The following is a 22,529-nucleotide window of genomic DNA, read 5'->3' on the forward strand; positions in this document are numbered from 1 at the left end:
CAGGCCTCGATTGTATCCACGGAAGTCTGGTGAAACCCTGCACTGCACGCCCATAATTGCCCCTACACAGGGTCGGCGTCTGCAGGCTCCGTTACGCATGAGTGGGGGTAACAGCCGTGAGTGCCTCACGGCTTTAAGGGGGTAGAGAAGTGCGTTTTTCGAAGCTTTGGAGCCTGTTCGCCATCCTGGTTGTTGCGTTCGGTGTGATGCTCGCGGGCATCCAGCCAGCCAATGCTGCACAGTCCAAACCGGCCAAGCCCGTTTCACCCAAGCCAGGGGCAACGGCGCCCGCGGCGCCGCAGCTCTCGTCGGCCCGCCTCAGGTTCGGCGCGGTCACCAACGGCGGTCCGCTGTCGACGTCGGAAATCACGGAGGTGGCCAACCTCGCGGGCGAGGTGCCGTCCATCGAGCTCTATTACAAGGACTTCGCCCAGCCCATACCGATCGCCGAACTCAATGCCGTCCGGTCAAGAGGCGCACTGTCGCTGGTGACGTGGGAGCCGTGGACGTGGGGTGGGGCACCGGTGAACCAGCCCGCGTACTCCCTGGACCGAGTGACCGCCGGCGATTTCGACGCCCACATCACCCAGTGGGGCAATGGCCTGCGTGATTGGGGCTACCCTGTGATGCTCCGCTTCGCGCACGAAATGAACGGCAATTGGTACCCGTGGGCCGAGGGCGTCAACGGCAACGAGGCCGGGGACTATGTGGCAGCGTGGCGGCACGTGCACGACGTGGTGGCCGCGACCGGTGCCACGAATGTGCAGTGGGTGTGGGCTCCTAATGTTCCGTATTGGGGCTCCACTCCCCTTTCTGGTCTTTATCCGGGAAGCGCATACGTGGACATAGTGGGGCTCGATGGGTACAACTGGGGCACGTCACAGTCGTGGAGTGTGTGGACTTCGCCGCAGGACCTCTTCGGCCAAGGCCTCTCCGAGCTCAGGACGTTGGCCCCGGGCAAGCAGATCCTGATCACAGAAACCGCTTCCAGTGAACTCGGCGGTTCCAAAGCCGACTGGAACACAGTCCTCGTCTCCTACCTCAACGCCCAACCGGACGTCACGGGCTTCGTGTGGTTCCACTTGAACAAGGAAGTCGACTGGAGGATCAACAGCAGCCCAGCCTCGGCGAGCGCCCTGGCCGCCGCGCTGGCAGCGCGGAGGTAAGGGCCCGACGTCGAAACTCGCGCCGGATGGGTGCGGCACCGAAGAGGGAGCTCAGTCCTGTTTGCCCTTGCCTTTGCCGCCGTCGTCGCCGGGTGTTGATTTTCCCTTGTCGCGCGGGGTGGGAACTTCGACGGTCTGGACTGGCCCTGGCACCACCACCGTCTGCACTGGCGACGGCGTGTTGCTGGGCGTTCCGGTGGGGATCGGGCTGGTCGGGCCAGCAGCTGGTCCTTGGAGGAGAGCCGCAACCGAAAGCGCCGCGGCCACGACTGTAGTCACAAGGGCAGCAGCGATGGTGATTCGCTTGCGTCGGCTGATGGCGGCCATCCAGGGGGTCCCGGCGCGGCCGGGAGGCGGCGACGGCACGGCGGAGCCAGCCATCTGCGACCCGGCAGGTACAGGTACACCAGCAGGTACACGGGCAGGCTGCGGAGGCCTCGTCGGGTGGTTGGTGGGCAGCTTCGCCGTCGGGGCCAGGAACGGGACCTTGGCCGGCATCGGCGGCAGGACCACCGTCGGTCCGGCCATCTCCGGCTGTACTGGAAGGCCTTGAAGAGTCGATGCGACCACCGCGGCTGTTGGCCTGTTTTCCGGGTTGAGGTCAGTCATTGCGGCAAGGATTTCGCTGACTTGTGGCGTCAGCCCGGAAGGAATGATCGGTGCCCGATGAAGCCGGGCAGCGGCGGACTCCACAGGCGTGCCAGGGTATTCGGTTCGTCCGGTGAGGCATTCCAGAAGGACTAGTGCGAGCGAGTACATGTCGCTGGCTGGCGTCAGGGCAATGCCCCGTGCCTGCTCGGGGCTGAGGTAGTTGGCGGTGCCTACCGTCATCCCTGTGGCCGTCAGGCGGTGGCCTTCCACAATGCGCGCGATGCCAAAGTCTGCCAGTTTCACGCCGATGTTTCCGGCACTCTGCTGCGTTAGCAGGATATTGGCTGGCTTGATGTCGCGGTGGATGACGCCCTTTGCGTGCACCTGTTCCAAGGCGCTGGCCAACTGTGCACCCATGCGGACTGTCTCTTCAGGGGTGAGCGGACCTTCCGCGATTCGCGCCCGCAGGTCCCTGCCTGGGACCAATTCCATAACCAGGAATGCCCGGGGAAATGCTGGGTCGCGGGTGTCGGTTCCGGCGTCAAACAACCGCACCAGGCAAGGGTGGTCAAAACCGGCAAGGAGGCGCATCTCGGTTTCTTGGCGCAGCCTGAAATCCTCGTCGCCAGTCCCCGCAGAGAACAGCTTCACAGCGACGTCGCGGTGAAGCAGTTCGTCCTTAGCCCGGTAGACAGCGGCCATGCCGCCCCTGCCGATCAGCCCTTCAAGGCGGTAACGGCCTGCCAGCGGGGCGCCGTGGTCGGAGTCGGAAAGGGGGGTTTCCGTCACTCCGCTCCCCTCCGCCCTGCCGCACTCGCCAAACCTGCCTCACCTATCAGAGGGGAGGGCCCATCTGACTATAGCCGAGGGAGGAAAGGGGCGGTTGCATATGTACGCGAATTTAGGAGACACACGCGAGCACAACGTCAGTCCTGGTGAACGCGTCTTCAAAGCCAGTGATTTTCAAGCTGTGTCGAGGGCCCTAGGTCCGTTAAGTAGCCGGGACTAATGTTGAAATTGGAGGCGAGTTCGCGCGGCGTCCTCACATTTTCACCAAGTGGATGCGACGTGAAACACGATGGATCAGTCATCACTTATTGGCTTCGCCCAAATCTACCTAGTGGCAATGCTGGTTGCATTCCTACTTGCCTTGCCCTTCATTCTGCTTTTCGTTGTTCTCCTCATCGTCGGAGGTGCTGTGCGGCTCGTGTTCGCCCTCCTGAATGCACTTAGCAGGGCGCTGCTGCATGAGCCCAGGCCCAGGGAACGAAAGAGAAGACCGCACACCGGGCATTCCGGGACACCTAGGCTTTCCCCATAACTAGTGCGCCCTGTCGCCTTCGGTCCGCGGCGCGTGCCGCCCTCCGAGGCGCGTGCCGCCCTCCGAGGCGCGTGGCGCCGTCCGAGGCGCGTGCCGCCGCGGCGGGTGCGGTCCGAGGCGCGTGCGTCCGCGGCGCGTGCGGTCCGCGGCGCTTGCCGTCCGCGGCGCGAACGACGACGGCTAGCCGCCTTAGGCGTCCGCCTTCAGTCCTGCTTTCCCTTGGCTTTGCCATTTCCGTTGCCAGGGTTATCGGTTGGCTTTCCCTTCCGCTCCTGTTGTAAGGGGACTTCGACGGTCTGGACTGGGCCTGGCACCACAACAGGCTCTGCCGGTGCTTCCTCTGCCGGTGCTGGCACCACCATGGTCTCCACCGGCGTCGGCTGATTGCTCGGCACCTCATTGGATGGGGAAGGGCTAACTGGACTGGCCGCTGGTGCTTGAAGGAGGAAGGCAACCAAGGACAGCGCGGCAACCACCATTGCGGCAAAAAGGACTGCGGTGGCAGCCATTCGACTGCGCCGGCTGATTGCGCTCTTACGGGCTGTAGCGGCCACTGCAGCGGCCTTCCGTGGAGTCACGTCCATCCGCGGAGCTGCGCCGCCATTGGCTGCACCTGCAGGACCGGACGATTGTGCCCGGGAAGGGAAGCCAGCCAACTGGGACCCGGCAGGGACGCCGGAAGCAGGCAGTGTTGTCGCGTGGTCAGCGGACAGTTTCGCTGTTGGGCCCATGATCGGAATGTTGGCCGGCCTCGGCGGCACCACTACCGTTGGTTTAGTCGTCCGACGCTCTGCGGGCATGGCCTGAAGAGTGGACGCAACCACGGCAGCGGTCGGCCTGTTTTCCGGGTCTATGTCCGTCATGGCAGCAAGGAGTTCGCCAAATTCAGCGCTTAGTCCGGAAGGAATTGCGGGAGCCCGGTGAAACCGTGCCGAGGCCGATTCCATGGGCATCCCGGGATATTCGACTTGCCCTTTGAGGCATTCCAAAAGGACCAGGGCGAGCGAGTAGATATCGCTGGCTGGCGTCAGGCCCGTTCCCATCGCCTGCTCGGGGCTGAGATAGTGCGCCGTACCCACCGTCACCCCAGTGGCCGTCAGCCGGTGTCCCTCATTAGTTCGGGCAGTGCCAAAATCGGCCAGTTTCGCGTCGCGTTTTCCAGCAGGGTCTTCGGTCAGCAGGATATTGGCTGGCTTGATGTCACGGTGGATTATGCCTTTTGCATGCACCAGCTCAAGCGCGCTGGCGAGCTGTGCCCCTAACCGGGCTGTCTCCTCGGCTGTGAGGGGACCTTTTGCGATATGTGCCCTCAGGTCGCTGCCGGAAACCAGTTCCATAACAAGGAATGCTCGGGGAAATGCAGGATCGCGGATATCCGTTCCGGCGTCGAACAGGCGCACCAAGCCAGGGTGGTCGAATTCTGCCAGGAGCCGCATCTCGTTTTCCTGGCGCAAGCGGAAATCCTCGTCGTCCACGGGCCCGGCGGGAAACAACTTCACAGCAACGTCGCGGCCCAGCAGTTCGTCCTTGGCACGGTAGACGGCAGCCATGCCGCCCCTGCCGATCAGCTCGTCAATCCTGTAACGGTCCGCCAGCAAGGCGCCGTTGTCGGTGTTCGCGAGGGGTGCCTGTGTCACTCCGCTCTCCTTTTGCCTGCCGTAGTCACCGAATCCGCACCCCACAACGGTTCGCAAGGACCAATCGGGAAAGGCCGATTGACGCTTGGTTCAACTGCTGAGGGACAAAACGGGCCGGGCACGGTCCAAATGGGTAACCGTGCCCGGCTCGGGCGGCCACGGCTGGGCCATTCAATAACGAGACACCCCAGCACGTCTGACGAATAGTTCAAGCTCGGATCAGAGTCCGAGCAGTCGGTTCAGTAGATTCACAATCCCCTGCAAACCCGTGCCTTGGTCCAGCAATCCAGCAAGGCTGCAGAGCAGGTTACCAAGCAGGTTTCCTGGTCCGGGCTGTGCCGTGATGGTCAGGTGCACCTGGTTCAGGTCAACCACCAGGCCAAGCAGATCAAGATGGAGCGGCCCAAGCGTTAGGTCGAGTATCGAGCAGGCTGCGTTGGACACTACATTTGTGACACCGACGCTGGTCACCGCGTTCGTGATCTGAGTGACGACTCCTGTTGCTGAAGTCAGCGTCCCATTGAAGACGCCTTGTGCCACCAACTGACCGTTCTGGACTACGAACTGCGTGATATTGAAGGTTCCGGCGAGCGTGCTGCCGTCGGGCAACACTTGATTGATGGTCACTGGTGCGGCGGTGGCCTGTGGCACCTGAACAGCTGCTGCCGGCCCCGCGGCCGGTTGGACGGCGGAAGCCGGAGCCGCGACGCCGATTAAAAACGATCCCATGAGGGCAAATGATGCTAATGGTGCAATTAATTTGGCCTTCATTGTGGTCCTCCTGAAGCGGGCAACCACTAAGGCGTCCTCGCCGTGGCACGTGCCCGTTTCTATTTGATGCGTTCGGATGATGTGGATGCGTTGTCCTTGGAGTGGACGGAGAGCCCAGTAACGAACCCGTAGAGGCGTTTAAGGGGCACTGCCCAGCCTAATAGTAAGTATGCTTATGGTCAACGTTTTGGGCTCGCTACACAGAACCTGAACAAGTCCTTGACACGCTGCCAATTCCCGTGTCGACTCGCTTCGCAGGCTATTCGTGGAGAAGAAGACAACAGGAATCAGACCAAGGAGAACCGAAGATGAGCATGATCGTGGTGCAGGCGTTCACTACCCTCGACGGCGTAGTCCAGGCGGGCGGCGGCCCGGAGGAAGACCGCGAAGGCGGCTTCGAGCACGGCGGTTGGCAAGCCGGCTACGACGACGAAGAGGGCGGGGAAATCATCGCGGATTGGGAGAGCAGGACTGAGGCTTTGTTGCTCGGCCGCAAGACGTATGAAATCTTCGCGGACTCCTGGGGAATGTGGGATGAGAACGCCGAGGGCTTCCAGGGGGAGCTGACAAGGAGATACAACCGCATTCCGAAGTACGTTGCCACGCGGACACTGACGGAGCTGGGCTGGAAGAACTCCCACCTCCTGGGCCCCGACGTTCCTGGGGCCGTGGAGAAAATACGTGCGGAGCCGGGCGGCGAGATCCGTGTGTGGGGAAGCACTCAACTGATCAGGACACTGGCCGAGCATGACCTGGTGGCTGAGTACCGACTCTTTGTCCACCCGCTTGTATTGGGGACGGGCAAGAAGCTCTTCTCCGACGGATTCCCGCTCACCAAGCTCGCACTGGCAGAGACCCGCTCCCTGCAATCCGGAATCCTGGTCAACATTTACCGGCGGGCGGAGGAAGCTGAAGGTATATAACGACGGCGGCAACTAACGACGGCGGCGCTGGTCGCGACGGCAGCGACGCCAGCGCCGTCGTCGTTGGTGCCGCCGTCATCTAATAATGATTGCTGGACAGGAGGGCCATTTGGCCTCACTCTGGTGGAAAGCTCTAGAAGTGGGGCCGGACCAGGAGGCTGTAATGGCGATTTGGGCGACTTTCGGGCGAACGCTGCATCGACATCCGGCGGAGGTCCCGCAGCCACACCGGGAGTCAATCTCTTCGTCCGATCAGATCCGCAGCATGGTGGAGCCACGTTTGGCGGCGTTGGTGGGCGGCGTCGTCTCCGCGTTGCGGGCAGCGGGCCGGACGCCCGTACCCGTCACCGATGTCCATGGACGGCACTGGGCTCCGGCGTATGTGCTGGGAAGCCTGCACCCTGAGGCCGCTGTCCGTACGAGGGGCCTGGACCGGCAGGCTGTTGCGGACGTAGTCCTCGATGGGTCGGGGCGTCTGGCGCTTGACCACCCGGTGCTGATCACTGGCGGGGCGCTGCACCCTCTGCCAGTCAGCTGCCCCAGCCTGGCCGAGAGCTACGAGCACCTCATCCGCGGAGTCAGGATCGGCGACGAGCCGCTAGGTGGACCGATCTTCCTCAGCACCGACAGGGAACTGATGATCGCCAGGCCCTCTTTTGGGGCACGGCCATTGGACGAGTACCTCATCGGTCTCATTCAGCCCGCGGTGCATGTTGCCTCCGAGTCTTAATCGCCTACTGCGTGGCGGCCGCGTCGGACAATGAGAGGGTCCGGGCTGTAAACCACTGAAGTGTCTTTGCCGTCGTAGTCGAACTGGTTGAGGAAGAAGCGGATGGCGTTGATGCGCCCCCGTTTCTTGTCGTTGGACTTGATGGTGGTCCACGGAGCGTGGTCCGTATCGGTGCGCAGGAAAGTTTCTTCCTTGGCGTGGGTGTATTCCTCCCACCGGTCCAGCGAGGCAAGGTCCATGGGTGACAGTTTCCAGCGGCGGACGGGGTCGATTTGCCGGATCGCGAACCGGGTGCGCTGTTCGTGGCGGGTCACCGAGAACCAGAACTTTGTCAGGTGAATTCCGGAGTCCACCAGCATTTTCTCGAAAAGCGGAGCCTGTTCCATGAATGCGTGGTACTCAGGGTTGGTGCAGAAACCCATCACTCTTTCCACATTTGCACGGTTGTACCAGGAACGGTCGAACATCACGATCTCGCCCGTGGTGGGAAGGTGCTGGACGTAACGCTGGAAGTACCATTGGCCTTGTTCCCTGTCGGACGGCTTGGACAGCGCCACTGTTCGTGCCGAGCGGGGATCCAGGTGTTCAGTGAAGCGCTTGATAGTGCCTCCCTTGCCCGCAGCATCACGACCCTCAAAAACAATGACGTTTTTCTGGCCGTTATCCTGCCCCCAGTATTGGAACTTCAACAGTTCAATCTGCAGGCGGTATTTTTCGTTCTCGTACTCTTCCCGGGACATCCGCTGGTCATACGGGTAATCTTCCCGCCAGGTTTCCACGGCCGAACCGCCCGGGTCAATGAGCTCGGGGTCTTCGCCCTGTCCGCCGCGGACGGTGTACCCCTGCTCCACGAGGATGTCGATGGCCTCGCGAAGGTTGTCCCTTAGCCACCAGTGATCCCCTGGCGCCCATGGCTCGGCTGGCTGTGTCATCGGAATCTCCTCCTAGCATCCGCGCACAAGTGAGCGGAGTTTACCAAGCCGAATTGACAGGTCAGTGAACTGCGTCACTCCCTCCGACAATGAACCGCTCTCGAACATGAAACTGCTCCCCGGAAGTCAGAACTGAATTCTCAGTCCAACTTTCGGGGAGCAATTCAAACGAGGCCTTCCCTTTGTTGTAGAAGGAACGGGGACTCCCGTAAGTCACCCTGTTGGCTGCCTCCTGAGTTTTTCAGCCTCCTACCGCGGCGTCGCAGGCCTCGTGCGATCCAGCATGGATTTGCGCGAACTGGCTTGTGGCCGGTCCGAACTTGCCCTCCAGGCTCTTCACAAACCTCACGACGTCCGGCAGGCCACCCGGGAACTCCTCCGACGACCCCGGCGGCGAAATCGCCGAAGCCTCTATGCCAAGGCAACTCGCGTTGCCCGATGGCCCTGCCGCCATCACAGGCCCGCCCATGGCCAGCGCGCAGGCTCCAGAAATAGCCGCAGCCGCCACCATGCGGACGTACCACTTCCGGTTCATGGTTCCTCCTTTGTTCCTGGAACGTCGGTGAGACGCGAACGGGAGTTCATACAGACGCCCCGGTGGCACACAGTATCCCCCTGGCCACTCCGTGCTTCAAGCGCTGCGGCGACGGCGGGAATCATCAGTCCAGGTGGCGAATGCGACCTTTTGGAGCCGGATAAGGAGGCCGGGTCCTGAATATTGAATTTCGACGGCGGCCCGCCCCGCCATTCGCCGTCGGCCAGCGAACTCGCACCAAGGCCACCGCGCAAAGTGGGCAGAAAACAATGGCCGCGGCTCAAAGTGAGCAACGGCCGTCGTTGAAAGTTTGTCCCTTGAAAGGCGTTTGGCCGGGCTGACCGACCTTCGCGCGCCTGTACTCCGCTAAGTGAGCAGGCTGTAGATTGTCACGGCTAAAGCCGCCACAGCCAGCAGGGATACCAGAACGTAGGAAAGCATCCTCAGCCTGCGTTCCCTAAGCCCCCGCTTATGCATGCGGTCCAAATAGTTCGATTTCGTTCCCATGGTGTCCCCTCCACAAGATCATCGGATGGGGACAGAATAAGGCCGGGCGGCATTCCACCTGATATTGGCGTCGGACTGTGACAAAACGGGCGCTATAATGTCAGCCCTCTTACTATTTCCACGACGCCCATTCTTTTGGGTTTTTGCTCATGTCCCAGAATTTCTGGATTTCTGACTGTTAACTTCAATTCTTCCCCCCGTTTGCCCTGACTGCATGGCGAGCTTTCCCTAGGCAACTAACGTCGCGGGCGCGGCGCCCATTTTCCGGCGCCGATCCACGCATCCCTGGAGGAAATCATGAAGCGCACCATTGCGGCGTTTGCTTCGACCTTTGCGGTCGGCGCCATCATCGCCACTACAGTCGGTGCAGGCGTGGCCGGACCCGCTTCGGCTGCCCCAACCAGCGACGACGGCCGCGTCAAGAACGTCATCTACCTGCTTGGCGACGGCATGGGACGCACCCACGTCACCGCTGGCCGTGAGCGTTTTTACGGCGCCGCGGGCCGTCTGAACATGGAGACCCTGCCGTCCCACGGTTTCGTCAGCACGTACTCGGTCCAGAAGAACTCGGCGCAGCCGGGCCAGCCTGGCTTCGCCCCCAACTACGTCACCGACTCCGCGTCGTCTGCCACCGCCTGGTCGTCGGGAGTTAAGACCTACAACGCCGCCCTCGGCGTCGACGCCAAGGGCGCAATGGTTCCCACCGTCATGGAAATGGCCAAGCAGTCCGGCTACCGCACGGGCAACGTCAGCACGGCCGAGATCACAGACGCTACCCCCGCTGGACAGATGAGCCACGTCCTGGCCCGGGGTTGCCAGGGCCCGGTCTACTCCGCCAAGTCCTGCCAGGACACCGCGGTAACCGGTGGCGCTGAGCTGCCCACCAACGACCTGCGCGTCACGCCAGTGGCCAAGCAGATCGCCCGCAACGGCACCGCGGACGTGATCCTTGGCGGCGGCCTTAGCCGTTTCGACGCCAACGACGAGAAGGCCCTGCGCGATCAGGGTTACGACGTCCTCAGCTCGCCAACCTCCCAGACGGTCGCCACCAAAGACAGCCTGGCCAGCACCACCAGCGGCAAGGTCTTTGGCCTGTTCAACAAGGGCAACCTCACCATTGAGAAGTCGAAGCAGGACAACCCGGCGTCAGCTGAGGCCAAGGAGCCGACGCTTTCGGAGATGACCAAGAAGTCCATCGAGCTGCTGAGCTCCACGGACGGCAACCAGGGCAAGGGCTTCTACCTGCAGGTTGAGGGAGCCCTCATCGACAAGCGCTCCCACGCTAACGACGCAGCGCAGACCCTTGAAGAGATCAAGGCCTTCGACGACGCGGTGGCTGTCGCTATGGACTTCGCTAAGAAGGACGGGCACACCCTGGTGATCGTGACGGCCGACCACGAATGTGCCGGCTTCAACATCATCGAGAAGGGCAGCTTCACCAACGCCGAGGCCGCCAACCCGCCGGTGAACGTGGACAGCGGCAACCCCGCCAACAACTCCACGCCTAGCCGCGCAGGCGGGAACACGAAGGACAGCTCCCGCTCGACCGGCATCGTCAACGGCGCCGGTGCAAACGATCCGCACAACTTCGCCCCGGCAACGTTCCGCACTGCGGACGACCCTGCCAGCGTCAAGGACGGAACCAGCGAGGCAAGCCTCTGGCTGACGTACCTCTCCGGCAACCACACGGGTGCAGACGTTCCGATCTACTCCTATGGAGCGGGCTCCGAAAAGATGCAGGGCACGGTGGACAACACTGAGCTCTTCGGCATTGTGACCGACGCCCTCCGCCTCCGCTAACTAAACCTCGGTGCAGGGGCAGCCATGGCTGCCCCTGCACCATCCCAAGGACCACCATGAAGTATTTCCCAGCCTCCGCCCGACCAGCCTCCGCCCCCGCAGCCGCAGCCCGCACTGCCGCCGCCCTTGCCGCCGTCGTACTCCTCGCAGCGACCGGACTCCTTGCGGGCTGTTCTGCCGCCCCCGTTCAGCCCGGCGACACTGCCACGCGTGCGTCCGTGCGGACGCAGCTACCGGGGCTTGCTGCTCCGTCCGGCGAACCTGATGTCCCCTCCCTCAAAGACGCCCATCCACAGGCCGGACAGGCGGTACGGGCGGCCGGGCCCTTTGATGACCGCTTCCAGATCGACGGTCTCGCCTTCGATGGGCATCAGGTCAAAGGAACTGTCAGGATCACATCGGACGTCAGTGACCTGCTTGAACTCCAGATTGTGGCCGGCTTCTACGACGCGGCCGGCCAGCTGGTGGGTACTGCCCGCTTTGAGCACCACGCCGACGACGACGGGCAGCAGCATGCGGGTCCGCCCGAAGAGACCCAGGAGTTCAGCATCGCTGTTCCATCCGCCGCCGCCAACACGGCGGTCTCCGCTGCCGTGGCTGTCCCCGTCCTCGTTAACGAATAACTCCGCGGGGCAATGTTCGGGGACAAAAGGAAAAGCCACCACTCGAATCGAGTAATGGCTTAAATCTCTTCGATTATTTCCGGGCCGGCTCCGCCCCCAGATTGCGGAGCCAGCTCGGAAGTCGATACATTGCTCGCCCCCCATAAAAGCTAGCAATGCCTTTCGTCGCCTTTTTGCGGTCTCAGGGAGCCTGATGACTGCAGGGCGTATTTCGACGACGAATCCCCCAGCAACCCGTCGGCGTCACGTTGACACTTCTCCACCCGTGCCTTGAAGGCGTTGGGCGGCAACACGGTGTCCGCATCCATGCAAATGATGATGTGTGCGTCCTGGGCATACTTCTCCCACCCCCGTGAGTGCCACAGTTTGTGTTGGGTGTGCCAGGCGCGACAGTTCGTCAGCCGAGTCACCAGAGTGGCCGTTAGACATGGCCACGAACTGCTCCGACTGTCGCGCCTGGCTCAAGAGGCACCCCAGATTTGCCTCAAAGCCCGCCTCGCATGCGCGGGCACCAACACAATCATCCGAAGCCCAGACTCAGCGCCGTTCCGGCGTTCACGCAGTTCTGCCGTTGCACGGTGTGTGCTCTGGCAGCCCCAGCCTGCGGTCACGTCGGGCACAGCGTGCTCCTTCGAATGACTTCCGTCCCCGGCCCCAGTCCGAGGATCGTTGAAGCCATAGTGGAGGGGGATGCTCAGCAGATAATGCCGCAAACGCGAAAATTCCCAGAAGAATTAGCTCAAGATTCGCGCATTTGGGTGCGAATTCTGACCACCGCTCATTGCTTTCCGCAGGTGCCAGAACGGTCCGGTAGGCTGCCTGGCCAACGGCGGACGGAAGCAGCGCATAAAAAGAACCCGCGAGGTAGGTCTGGGGTCCTCGCGGGTTCAAGCCAAATGCCGATTACCTACGTGCTGCCATAGGCCGGTCCCTTCCAACAAGTCCTCACGTACGGGTGCCGACGGCGGAGGCGGCGCCCTGCGTGCTCCACCCCGGCCCCGTCCGCCGGCGGGTCGGGTATTGAACCAGTGTGTGCCATCGAAGCTGAGAGCAGGCTGAGCGGGCGGATTCCGTATGCGACCCCTTCCATCAACAGCATGCTTACGATATTGTCCTGTCCATCCGCGATCGGTCTCACCGCCTGGCGCCGCGGAACCGGCTCGGTGCCGGGATGATCTGCGGTCACTCTCACCGCACCGCTGACCTCGGCACCGGCCGGGCCTCCCCTCGCTGGGGAGGCCTTCCGCCCGAAATGGATCGAACCGATGACATCCACGGTGTAAACGTGGATGTCACTCGCCGAGCGGGAAAACCCGGGTCTGGCCCAAGAGGAAATGCGGGCGCATCCTTGGATCATGTACCGGGAGGACTCGCGTTCCAAGGAAGAAACCCCGCGTAGGCGTTGGGGCGTGAGAAAGCGCGCGACGGCGATTGCCGTCGTCGCGCTGGCTTTGGGGCTGGCGCTTGGCGCAGCGGTGCTTTTGCTCCTGTTGGAGTCGTCGTTGACATCGTGGTCGGATTCCGCAGCACGGCGCGACGCCAACACCATCGTCGCCGAGATCAAGGACGACAACATCAAGGATGCCCAGCAGTACTTGGTGGACTCCGCCCGTTCAGGCCAGTACGCGCAGATCCTCCAACCAAATGGTTCAGTGGCCGCTGGTTCCGTTCCGGCCGCCACCCAAACTGCTTTGACGGCCCTGCGGCCCCGTTCGGGGCAGACCATCACTGAGCGGGTGACCGACCTGCGGATCGCACCCGGTGAGGACTTCCTCATCGTTGCCGTAGGAGCCGAGGTTGGGGGCAAGTCTTACATCGTAGTCGTGGCAAAGAACGTCGAGGCGCAGGCACGGACGGTCATGACTGTGGCCTGGTTCATCGTCGGCGCTTCCCCGGTATTGCTTTTCGCCGTTGGCCTGGGCGTGTGGCTTTTGGTGGGACGATCCCTCCGGCAGGTGGAGAAAATTCGCGGGCAGGTCGCCCAAATCAATGCGCGGATGCTGGACGAACGAGTCGATGTTCCGCCTACTGCCGACGAAATCGCGGCGTTGGCCAGAACTATGAACGAGATGCTCGACCGCTTGCAGCAGGCTGACCGGGAACAGCGCCGGTTCGTCTCCGATGCCAGCCATGAGCTGCGGAGTCCGCTGGCCACGCTCAGCGCGGGGCTGGAGATCGCGGCAGCCGATCCTTCCGGGGCAACGTGGCAAGACATGAAAGACGTGTTGACCGGTGAGACTTCCCGCATGCGCGTCCTGGTGGAGGACCTGCTGACTCTCGCCAAAACCAACGACGGCGGCCTGCGCCTGGAGAGTGCCGACGTGGACCTTGACGACGTGCTGGGCGACGAAGTCCGGCGTCTGCGCGCCACCAGCAGCCACGAGGTCCAGGCGCAGCTTGATCCGGCGCGGGTGTCCGGCGACGTCCGTCGCCTTGGCCAGGCCGTTCGGAATGTCTTGGACAACGCCAACCGGCATGCGGTGTCCCGGATCAGTGTGGGGGTGCGCAGGGACCAGGATCTGGCGGTCATCACCATCGACAACGATGGGCAAGCAATTCCCGTGGACGAGCGGAGCCTGATCTTTGAGCGTTTCGTCCGGCTGGATGCGAGCCGCGCCCGTGAAAGCGGTGGGAGTGGCCTGGGTCTGGCGATCGCGGCTGCGATCATGGCTGCTCACGGCGGTTGGGTGCGCACCGTTGAAGCGCCCGACGGCGGCTGTCGCTTTGAGCTGGCCCTTCCCCTTGCGGGGGCGCCGGCTGTTATTCAACTCGACGAAGCGCTCTAAACACGTACGCTGCTAATTTCCAGCGGGCTCTTTATCGGTGGTGTGGGCGGGCAGATCGCTCTCCAACATGTAGCCGGCACCGCGAACGGTCGCCAGTGTCTGCAGGCCGAACGGCGCGTCGATCTTTTTGCGAAGGTAGCCGATGTAGACCTCGACTACGTTGTCTCCGCCGTCGAAGGCTGAATCCCACACGTTGTCCAGGATGTCGCCCTTGGACACCACCTGGCCTTGGTTTCGCATGAGGAAGTGAAGCAGTCCGAATTCGCGGGCAGTCAGGCTGATCGCGGTCTCGCCGCGCGTCACTCGTCGGCTTACTGGGTCAAGCCGGAGGGTTCCTGCTTCCAGCACCACGGGCCTGGCGGGCGCGCCCCGGCGGATCAGGGCATGGATGCGGGCCACCAGAATTAGGAAGCTGAACGGTTTGGTCAAGTAGTCGTCGGCGCCCAATTCGAAAGCGTCCGTCTGGTCGTATTCGCCGTCTTTGGCTGTGAGCATCAGCACGGGGGTCCAATTGTGGCGTTCACGCAGCTCACGCAGGACGTCGTAGCCGTTTTTCAGGGGCAGGTTGATGTCCAGGATGATAACGTCGTACGCGCTCTCCACCGCAGCCCAAAGCCCGGTGACTCCGTCATGGGCGACGTCAACCACAAACCCCTCATTGACCAAGCCGCGCCGGACAGCCTCAGCCAGCAGCCTCTCATCTTCCACGAGCAGCAGCTTCATGGCGGCGCCTCCTCCCCTTCCATGATCGCCCGACCATCCAGGTACTCCTAGCCTCGGTATTTCATGAGGGCGCAGGTCCTGGGGTGTGTTTAAGCGGCGAAAGGCGCTCCTGAACTGGGAAAATGTTGTTACCACACACCATTTCCGCGCACTTCAAGGGAGCACCTTTCTGGTGAGCAAGTCTACCGGGTTCTATCCGTCTGTCCGTGTTGATTCCGCCGGCTCCGGGGTGGTGTCCCAGGCTGGCGGGATCGTGCTCACCGAAACAATCCGCGCGACAGGGTTGATGGCAGGGTTGTCCGCGGCGCTGGAGCCCTGGCACAAGCCTTTCGCACGGCACGATCCGGGCAAGATTCTCACCGATCAGGCCCTGTCGCTGGCCACCGGCGGGGACTGCCTGGCTGACGTCGACCGGCTCCGGACCCAGCCGGAGGTTTACGGTTTGGTGGCCTCCGATCCCACGGTCAGCCGGCTGGTCAAGGTGCTCGCCACGGTCAACCCGGCCAAGGCATTGTCCGCGATCAACAAGGCCCGCGCCGAAGCCCGCGCCCGTGCCTGGTCCGCGGCCGGAGATGCCTCACCCCTGCACAACGCCAGCGCATCGAACCCGGTCGTGATCGACATCGATGCCACGCTCCTGACCGCCCACTCAGACAAGGAACACGCTCGTCCGACGTGGAAGAAAGGCTATGGCTTCCACCCGCTCGCCGCGTTCATCGACCACGGCACCGAGGGAACCGGCGAGCCCCTGGCGATCGTGCTTCGACCGGGGAATGCGGGCGCCAACACCGCCGCCGACCACATCCAGGTCGTCAAGGACGCCCTGAGACAACTCCCGTCCGGGCACCGGTCCGGGAGGAAGATCATGATCCGCACCGATTCGGCCGGCGGCACGCACGAATTCCTGCACTGGCTCAGCGCAAAGCACCGGAACCTGGGCTACTCGGTCGGTTTCCCGATCCACGGCGCCGTCGAAAAGGTCCTGCCGCTCATCCCGGACAGGGCGTGGACGCGGGCCTACAACCCCGACGGGGAAGAGCGCGACGGTGCCTGGGTCGCCGACATCACCGGCATGCTCGAACTCTCGGCATGGCCCAATGGACTACGGGTCATCGTCCGCAAGGAAATCCCGCACCCCGGCGCGCAGCTGCGCATCACCGACCTCGACGGCATGCGCTACACGGCGTTCGCGACAAACCAGGCCCGCGGACAGCTCGCTGACCTCGAGGTGCGGCACCGGCTGCGGGCCCGCTGCGAGGACCGGATCCGGGGCGCCAAGGACACCGGCCTTCAAAACCTGCCCCTGCACTCCTTTGGAGCGAACACGCTCTGGTGCCACCTGGTCATGCTCGCCGCCGAGATCACTGCCTGGGCGCAAATGCTTGCCTTCGCCGGAACCAAGGTCAGACGGTGGGAACCCAAAAAACTGAGGGCAAGGGTCTTCGAGATCGCGGGGAAGGTCAGCCGGCACGCCCGCCTGGTCATCGTGCATCTGGCCACATCAGCTCCCGAAACAACCCTGCTAATGAACGGCCTCGCCAGACTGAGGACCATCACGCCGCCATAGCCGGCCGGACAGCGACGAATCGACAGAGGAAGAAAAACCCGGGCGGCAGTGGAACCGCCCGCGCCCAACCGCCACGGTCAGCGGCCGTACCGTCACACCCTCATGCCAGAATCGACCATGTCAGGCAGCCGGTAAGCCCTGGACCCGTCGAAATCCCGCCTCATGAAAGATCGAGGCTAGGGCGTGGTGGCACCAGTTTCTGTTGCCTCAAATCATCGCGGTGTCTGCTGCAGATAACCGACCCCATGATTTGGTACTCGTGGCCGCAAGGGATTCGGAAGTCGGCACAATGCGCATTTGGGTGCGAATTCTTTCGGCATCGACCCGGTCTGGGCTGAAAGACAGCGGCCACATTGTCGGAACTTCCTTCTTCCTACTCCTAGACTAATTCCCAGTTCCAGTCCACCGACTAATGGCCACTCTCCGGGGTCATCGTGAATAATGGGGGTTCTTTTGAAAGCGCGATCTACTCCTTTGCCCAATTATCCGTTCAATTGGCCAGCGCCCGTTCGCTTTCTGCTGTGCGCTGTCATGGCATGCCTTCTGATGCTTTCCAGCCTGGCCGCCTCGAAACCGGCCGTTGCTGTGACGCCCGCCGTCATATCAGGGAAAGTGTTTGTTCCGGCCGGGCAAGACCCCTCTTTGACCATTGTTGACTTTCACAGCTTCACGCCAATCCCGCCAGAAGCTGCAAGCGTCCAGCCCGGAGCTGACGGCAATTACACAAGCGCCTCCCTGCCGGCAGGGACATATTGGGTCTCAGTGCGTGCAAACTTTGCAGATGTAGTGGATGGTGTTTACAGCCCGGATGGATCGGGCCAACGCAGCTACATTGACCTCAGCAGCGGAGGCACACGGACAGGTGTGGACATTACCTTGGAAGCTGCAGGCCACATAACCGGGTCAGTGTCGCTACCAGTCGGCGTAAACCCAGCGGATATTGAGATCTACGCCGCCGGAACTAATGGAGGCGAGGGAAACGCCTACCTGACAGACGGACATTTCGACATCGGCCACCTAAAGTCCGACACATACACGGTTTCGTTCTTTAGCACGCAAAATTCAGTAGCCAGCCAGTTTTACAACGGAGTAGCGGCAAAGTCCGCGGCGACGCCAGTCCAAATTGGGACTGGACAGACTGTCCGGAACATTAATGCCGCGCTTACAGTACCGGCCACCATCAGTGGACGCCTCACAGGGCCAGATGGCCAGGCCGTGTCCGGGGCAATGGTGGAGGCATTATTCGATCCTGGCAATGGATCTCCGTTGGCAGGGGTGGTATCAACCGAAACCGACGGCGCAGGCTCATACACTTTCAATAGGCTTGGGGCTGGCAGTTACCGGATCAAATTCCTCTCCAACATTCCAGGAACAATAATTGAGGAATTTTATGGGCAGACCGATATTGCTCCCACGGGAGTTGCCGTGACGGTGGTCCCCGGGCAGGTGGCCAATTCTATTAACTTCCGGCTAAAGCGTCCTGCCACAGTGGGAGGGAATGTCTGGGGCAGCCAGTTCTACCCCTCCGTTGATCTGCTGGATATGAACGGGAGGCTCGTCCAACGTACCCACTCGGACGGTCGGGGAAGGTTTGGATTCGGCAACATCTATCCCGGCAACTACAGAGTTGCCTTCGCCCGGGAAGACGGTTCCGCCGATGAGGTGCAGTACTACGACGGGAAACCCGAATCGGCGGGGATGGGATCCGGCGCGGTGTTGTCCCTCGCCGAAGGAACATCCACCAACCTGAATGGCGCCACGCTGCGGGCTGGGGGCCGTGTCACAGGTTCCGTCGTCGGACCGGACGGCAAACCGTTGGTCAATGCCATGGTTCAGGCGTTCACCGACGGCGGCGTGCTGGTGGCCCGGAGCGCAACTACAGACCAGTTTGGCGGGTTCTCGATCAGCGGCCTCAGCACAGGGAATTACAAACTGGTGGCCAATCCAGACGGGCGCCTGCCCGGGATCGGGAGCATGTACCTCGGAGACACCAGGGACGCTACTGCGGCACGGTCCTTCGCAGCTGCCCCCGGAGCTCTGACCGAAGTCGGTGTTATATCCTACGCTCCCCCGGCGCCGACGCCGTCGCTGCCTGGCCTTGCTGTCTCCATTCCACCCACGCGGTTCCTGGATACACGGAATACCGCGAAGGTAGGCCCAGGCGGATCGGTGTCCTTCACCATCGCCGGGGCTAATGGGGTCCCTGCGGATGCCTCGGCGGTCGTTATGAACATCACGGTGACCGAACCCAGTTCGTTCGGTTTTGTCACTGCCCACGCGTCGGGCACGCCGAAGCCAAACGCGTCGAACCTGAACTACGCCACCGGGCAGACTGTGCCGAACCTGGCGGTGGTTCCCATCGGTGCTGACGGTAAGGTGACCCTCTCCAACACATCATCAGGCAGCGTTCAGCTCATCGCCGACGTGGCCGCCTACTACCGCGGCGGCGTTCCGTCGGTTCCCGGGGCTTTCCAACCGATTAGTCCAAGCCGATTCCTTGACACGCGCACGGCATCTCGGGTGGGTCCCGGAGGATCTGTGGCGGTCCAAGTGGCAGGAACAGGAGGCGTTCCCGCCAACGCTGCTGCAGTGGTGATGAATGTGACAGTGACCGAACCTTCATCCTTTGGTTTCATCACCGCCTATGCTTCAGGATCTGCAAAACCCAACGCATCCAACGTCAACTACGCGGCAGGACAAACAGTTCCGAACCTCGTGGTAGTGCCCGTGGGTGCCGACGGGAAAGTGATCTTGTCCAATACCTCGTCCGGTTCGGTGCAAATTATTGGCGACGTGTCCGGGTACTTCTTGCCGGGAACTGCCACCGAACCAGGTGCCTTCGGGAAAATAGCCCCTACGCGCTTCCTGGACACCCGTACGTCCTCTGGTCCTGTTGCGGGCGGAAGCCGCGTCTCGTTTGCTGTCGCGGGAGTCAAGGGTGTTCCAGCCAACGTGGCCGGGGTTTGGGTGAACCTAACAGTCACCGAAACCCAGTCATTCGGGTTCCTGACGGGCTTCGCATCCGGGTCCGCCAAACCGAATGCATCCAACGTGAATTACGCCGGCGGACAGACTGTTCCAAACCTGGCTTACCTGCCCGTCGGGGCGGACGGCCGCGTCAGCGTGGCCAACACGTCTTCCGGCACCGCACAAATCATTGCCGATGTTTCGGGGTATGTGTTGAAGTAGCCATCCCGTCGACACAGGCAGTGATGTGCTGTAACCGTTCACGCGGGCGACCCCGGCCAGGATACTTCCTGGCCGGGGTCGCTTGGTTTGCCCGGCTTATCTGCCCGTGACCACATTCAAGGTCGGGCTACCTATTCTCAGCGCAGGTAGTAGCCGGAGACGTCCGCTATCAACTGCACACTCCCGGAGGACCGGTTGAACAAGGTCACCTTTCCGTCCGCGCCAACCGGAACCGTGACCGAATTCGGCACCGTCTGCCCCTCGGCGAAATTCACATTCGACGCATTCGGCCGCGCGGTCCCGGAAGCATACGCGGTGACAAAGCCAAAGGACTTCGCCTCCGTCACCGTCAGGTTGAACACCACCGCCGAAACATCGGCCGGCACACCATTCACCCCGCCAACCAGAAACGACACCGTCGAATCCGCACCCACCGCAGCCGAAGCGCGCGTATCCAGAAGCCGGGAAGGGCCGATGCCCTGGAAAGTGCCCGGAGCCGTTGGTGTCCCCGGCAGGTAGTAGCCGGAGACGTCCGCTATCAACTGCACACTCCCGGAGGACCGGTTGAACAAGGTCACCTTTCCGTCCGCGCCAACCGGAACCGTGACCGAATTCGGCACCGTCTGCCCCTCCGCGAAATTCACATTCGACGCATTCGGCCGCGCGGTCCCGGAAGCATACGCGGTGACAAAGCCAAAGGACTTCGCCTCCGTCACCGTCAGGTTGAACACCACCGCCGAAACATCGGCCGGCACACCATTCACCCCGCCAACCTGAAACGACACCGTCGAATCCGCACCCACCGCAGCCGAAGCGCGCGTATCCAGAAGCCGGGAAGGGCCGATGCCCTGGAAAGTGCCCGGAGCCGTTGGCGTCCCCGGCAGGTAGTAGCCGGAGACGTCCGCTATCAACTGCACACTCCCGGAGGACCGGTTGAACAAGGTCACCTTTCCGTCCGCGCCAACCGGAACCGTGACCGAATTCGGCACCGTCTGCCCCTCCGCGAAGTTCACATTCGACGCATTCGGCCGCGCGGTCCCGGAAGCATACGCGGTGACAAAGCCAAAGGACTTCGCCTCCGTCACCGTCAGGTTGAACACCACCGCCGAAACATCGGCCGGCACACCATTCACCCCGCCAACCTGAAACGACACCGTCGAATCCGCACCCACCGCAGCCGAAGCGCGGGTATCCAACAAACGGGACGGAGATACTGCTATGAGTGATCCGGCGTCTTTGGGCGGCTGGAACACCTTGGGTTCCGTCATAAACGCGTTTGGTTCTGAATTCTCCGCGCAACCAACGGCGTTACATGGATCGACGACGACATGATAGAAAGTCCCGGGCTTGAGGCCTCCGATGGTGCCACTTCGCGTTCCATCTATGGGGACAACCGTCGACATCACCTTCCCGCCCACGGTAGTAGGACTCTCTTCAGCCGTAATTCGATAACCAGTCAGCGGAGAACCTCCGTCAAAGGAAGGAGCACCCCAAGACAGCGTCAGCGATGTTGTTGTTCGTGACTTCAAGGTGGGGGCATAGATGATCTCCGGCGGCGTTGGTGGAACCTTTATCACAAAGGGCGGCGAGGCCAATGACGACTGGTAGCCGCTCATCGCTGAGATGGTGATGCTGTACGTTGAGCCGCCGCGTAGGTCAGAGATGGTGGCGCTGGTGGCGTTGGCTGGCTGATCCACTACCCGGGGAAACTGTACGTCCGTACTGGTCAGTATCAGGCGGTAGGCAGTTACGGACAAACCACGTTCGCGCGCGGGGGACCAAGAAACAAGAATCTTTCCGTAGCCGGTGGAAACGGCCTGCGGCTGAAACATCTGGGCAGCTGGCTGGGCCTGGATGGCCCGCGCTGTGGCCGGGGCTGTGGCCAGCTGTATGGTCGAGGTGGTGTAACCCGAATGCACCTCTGTTCCCTTGTTGTAGAGAACTCCGGCCAGGCTGAGATTCGAGAAGTCGCACACCACGTCAACTTCATTGCACACGTCCACCGTAAGGCCGGACAGGGCGGACGAATAATGCGCCGCAGGATAAGCCGGCAATGCAACAGTTATTCCGTTGCCCGGTTGAGCATTGCCATAGTTTGGTCTGCCGGAAGTTGCGGTTCGTGCAGGATCTGCAATCATAATTACTCCGGAAATTCGCCAGGCCCAAGAGCTTAGGAACGAGCTGGTTTGGTTGATGACAAGGGCTCCCTGGGAATAACCGACAAGCACCCATTTCTCGTCTGGACAACGCAGTGCTTCGTCTGACAAGTGATTAATGAGCGACACCGTACCGTCTCCGACGGAAGCGAAGTAGTTCCAAGGAGACTGAAGCAATAGCGCTATGGCAAGGTCATCTTTCAATACATCAATTGATGCTGCCGGGTAGTTCAGAGCCATGCTTCGCACGGTTTTCTTGGATGAAATATTTAGGGAGAGTTCGTCCACGGCGATTTGCACTTCCCTGCCGAACCCGGATTGCCCAGAGCCGGCAACACCCATGATCAAAACGTCCCGGCAGGTGGGATCCATGGAAGTTGCAGCAGGTAGAGCGGCGCGGCTCACAGTTTCAGCGTGGGCCGGAGCATTGGCTTGGAAAACAAGTTGCAGAAGAAGAATCAAAGCAGTCAACGCCGTCAGACCGGCGCGACGTTTCCGGAAGCTCATAAATAATCGCTTTCGCTGAGGATGGTTTCAAGGCCAAAGATGGACTCTTCGGAATTTCCTAAGAA

The 22,529-nt window shown here is 61.9% G+C and carries 16 protein-coding genes; 8 read left to right on the forward strand and 8 right to left on the reverse strand.

What is annotated here, in order from left to right; translation table 11 throughout:
• The first annotated feature begins 149 nt into the window (after nt 1-149).
• Complete coding sequence (locus tag LD110_RS09455) at nt 150-1,166, forward strand: glycosyl hydrolase (RefSeq protein WP_225498546.1); 1,017 nt, start codon at nt 150-152, stop codon at nt 1,164-1,166.
• 51 nt (nt 1,167-1,217) lie between these two features.
• On the opposite strand, the gene LD110_RS09460 is transcribed toward LD110_RS09455, so the two are convergent.
• From LD110_RS09460 to LD110_RS09470, 3 genes are all read right to left on the reverse strand, one after another.
• On the reverse strand, nt 1,218-2,546 hold the full coding sequence (locus LD110_RS09460) for a serine/threonine-protein kinase (RefSeq protein ID WP_225498547.1): 1,329 nt from the start codon (nt 2,544-2,546) through the stop codon (nt 1,218-1,220).
• A gap of 735 nt (nt 2,547-3,281) precedes the next feature.
• Nucleotides 3,282-4,715 carry a serine/threonine-protein kinase gene (locus LD110_RS09465; protein ID WP_225498548.1) on the reverse strand — a complete coding sequence of 478 codons (1,434 nt, stop codon included), beginning with the start codon at nt 4,713-4,715 and terminating at the stop codon, nt 3,282-3,284.
• A 219-nt stretch (nt 4,716-4,934) separates the two neighbouring features.
• On the reverse strand, nt 4,935-5,444 hold the full coding sequence (locus tag LD110_RS09470) for an ABC transporter substrate-binding protein (protein WP_225498549.1): 510 nt from the start codon (nt 5,442-5,444) through the stop codon (nt 4,935-4,937).
• A gap of 350 nt (nt 5,445-5,794) precedes the next feature.
• Between LD110_RS09470 and LD110_RS09475 the strand changes: the two genes are divergently transcribed.
• Nucleotides 5,795-6,409, forward strand: a complete 615-nt coding sequence (locus LD110_RS09475) for a dihydrofolate reductase family protein (RefSeq protein WP_225498550.1) — start codon at nt 5,795-5,797, stop codon at nt 6,407-6,409.
• A 265-nt stretch (nt 6,410-6,674) separates the two neighbouring features.
• On the forward strand, nt 6,675-7,139 hold the full coding sequence (locus tag LD110_RS09480) for a hypothetical protein (protein ID WP_225498551.1): 465 nt from the start codon (nt 6,675-6,677) through the stop codon (nt 7,137-7,139).
• On the opposite strand, the gene ppk2 is transcribed toward LD110_RS09480, so the two are convergent.
• From ppk2 to LD110_RS09495, 3 genes are all read right to left on the reverse strand, one after another.
• Nucleotides 7,136-8,071, reverse strand: coding sequence for a polyphosphate kinase 2 (gene ppk2 / locus LD110_RS09485; protein ID WP_225498552.1), 936 nt, complete (start codon nt 8,069-8,071; stop codon nt 7,136-7,138). The two genes, LD110_RS09480 and ppk2, sit on opposite strands and share 4 nt — an antisense overlap.
• A 241-nt stretch (nt 8,072-8,312) precedes the next feature.
• Nucleotides 8,313-8,606: a hypothetical protein gene (locus LD110_RS09490; RefSeq protein WP_225498553.1), complete on the reverse strand. Its 294-nt coding sequence runs from the start codon at nt 8,604-8,606 to the stop codon at nt 8,313-8,315.
• Between the two features lie 366 nt (nt 8,607-8,972).
• The gene (locus LD110_RS09495; RefSeq protein WP_225498554.1) at nt 8,973-9,113 is read right to left on the reverse strand and encodes a hypothetical protein; all 141 of its coding nucleotides are present in this window, start codon (nt 9,111-9,113) and stop codon (nt 8,973-8,975) included.
• Between the two features lie 297 nt (nt 9,114-9,410).
• Between LD110_RS09495 and LD110_RS09500 the strand changes: the two genes are divergently transcribed.
• From LD110_RS09500 to LD110_RS09510, 3 genes are all read left to right on the forward strand, one after another.
• On the forward strand, nt 9,411-10,913 hold the full coding sequence (locus LD110_RS09500; RefSeq protein WP_225498555.1) for an alkaline phosphatase: 1,503 nt from the start codon (nt 9,411-9,413) through the stop codon (nt 10,911-10,913).
• A gap of 56 nt (nt 10,914-10,969) precedes the next feature.
• Nucleotides 10,970-11,536, forward strand: coding sequence for a hypothetical protein (locus tag LD110_RS09505; RefSeq protein WP_225498556.1), 567 nt, complete (start codon nt 10,970-10,972; stop codon nt 11,534-11,536).
• Nucleotides 11,537-12,825: 1,289 nt separating this feature from the next.
• The gene (locus LD110_RS09510; protein WP_225498557.1) at nt 12,826-14,322 is read left to right on the forward strand and encodes an ATP-binding protein; all 1,497 of its coding nucleotides are present in this window, start codon (nt 12,826-12,828) and stop codon (nt 14,320-14,322) included.
• A 12-nt stretch (nt 14,323-14,334) separates the two neighbouring features.
• On the opposite strand, the gene LD110_RS09515 is transcribed toward LD110_RS09510, so the two are convergent.
• Nucleotides 14,335-15,045 carry a response regulator transcription factor gene (locus LD110_RS09515; protein ID WP_225498558.1) on the reverse strand — a complete coding sequence of 237 codons (711 nt, stop codon included), beginning with the start codon at nt 15,043-15,045 and terminating at the stop codon, nt 14,335-14,337.
• 172 nt (nt 15,046-15,217) lie between these two features.
• On the opposite strand from LD110_RS09515, the gene LD110_RS09520 reads away from it, so the two are divergent.
• On the forward strand, nt 15,218-16,612 hold the full coding sequence (locus tag LD110_RS09520) for an IS1380 family transposase (protein WP_225498559.1): 1,395 nt from the start codon (nt 15,218-15,220) through the stop codon (nt 16,610-16,612).
• 642 nt (nt 16,613-17,254) lie between these two features.
• Nucleotides 17,255-19,801, forward strand: coding sequence for a carboxypeptidase regulatory-like domain-containing protein (locus LD110_RS09525; protein ID WP_225498560.1), 2,547 nt, complete (start codon nt 17,255-17,257; stop codon nt 19,799-19,801).
• A 137-nt stretch (nt 19,802-19,938) separates the two neighbouring features.
• On the opposite strand, the gene LD110_RS09530 is transcribed toward LD110_RS09525, so the two are convergent.
• A complete protein-coding gene (locus LD110_RS09530) occupies nt 19,939-22,362 on the reverse strand; it encodes a fibronectin type III domain-containing protein (RefSeq protein ID WP_225498561.1) in 2,424 nt (807 codons plus the stop codon).
• Between the last annotated feature and the right edge of the window lie 167 nt (nt 22,363-22,529).

Source organism: Arthrobacter sp. M4 (assembly GCF_020251205.1).
Lineage (GTDB): Bacteria > Actinomycetota > Actinomycetes > Actinomycetales > Micrococcaceae > Arthrobacter.